2 protein-coding genes are annotated in these 1,103 nt (G+C 36.3%); both read right to left on the reverse strand.

All coding sequences use genetic code 11. The annotated features are described in order from the left end of the window. Positions 1–317, reverse strand: a 317-nt coding sequence (locus AC1DDX_RS27735) for an NAD(P)-dependent oxidoreductase (RefSeq protein WP_477623078.1), incomplete at its 3' end; no start/stop codon positions are given. 11 nt (positions 318–328) lie between these two features. Continuing rightward, a complete protein-coding gene (locus tag AC1DDX_RS27740; protein WP_477623079.1) occupies positions 329–967 on the reverse strand; it encodes a 3-keto-disaccharide hydrolase in 639 nt (212 codons plus the stop codon). Positions 968–1,103 lie beyond the last annotated feature (136 nt).

The following is a 1,103-nucleotide window of genomic DNA, read 5'->3' on the forward strand; positions in this document are numbered from 1 at the left end:
TATCTTGATGTTTCCGGAGCGACAGTACTCATATCAATTAACAATTTACCTGAGTTTTCTCCAGATAAAAGGCCATTGGTTTCATTATAAACTTCCTTTACAGCATGATCATCAGATAACATGGTAAAAACAACATCACAAGAATCAACCAATTCACGCAGATCTTTAGCAGATTGCGCGCCTGCACTTGTCAATTCCTTTTCTTTATCCTTATTCCTGTTGTAAACTCGTACTTCGTATCCTGCCCTCAGCAAGTTTGCAGCCATAGCACTGCCCATATTGCCAAGCCCAGCCCAGCCAATCTTCAAATTATTCATATTTTATTTAATTAGTTGGGCAACGGCCTAACCATAATATCTTTATAATAGATTACACTACCCGGATCATGCCCCTGTAAAGCAAAGGTACCGTCAGAAATAGCTTTGCCTCCAATATTTTCCTTTGCAACATTATCCGRCTCAGTATATTCGACAACCGTTTTCCCGTTTATTTTAATGGTAACGTTTTTATCTTTAACCATGATATATTCTTCATACCATTCATTGTCTTTTACGTAAGTTTCTTTCACATCCTGAACTGCATATAAGCTTCCTGTTCTTCGCCAATCACTGTGAGAGTTGTTTACCTGAACTTCGTGACCTTTACCCGGGAATCCCTCCTGCTGGAAAGCGGTATGGAAATAAATCCCTGAATTTGCACCAGGCTTAGTCATTACTTGTGCTTTAAATTCAAAGTTTTTAAAATTATGATTACTTACTGAACCATCATAAAATAAATGAGAAACAGGCCCGGCCACCTTTATCGCACCATTTTCTATTGTAAAGGTCTCGGGATTTTGATTTTTTTTCCAGCCGTTAAAAGTTTTGCCATCGAACAAACTAATCCAGCCGTCTGATTTCTGTTGCTTTACGCTAGAACATGACAATAAAAAAATAGAGAGAGAACACAACACAAGGATTTTTTTCATTGCCGTATAATTTAGATTAAGTAATAAGGTGTACCAGTTAAATTAGTATATATGCTAAAGGTACACAAATTAGCTTTTTTTTAAAGGTTCAATTAAGCTATATTTATCTTCTTAAATGAAGGAAGTTACTCATGAA

This window comes from Pedobacter sp. 10L46_2, assembly GCF_056395165.1.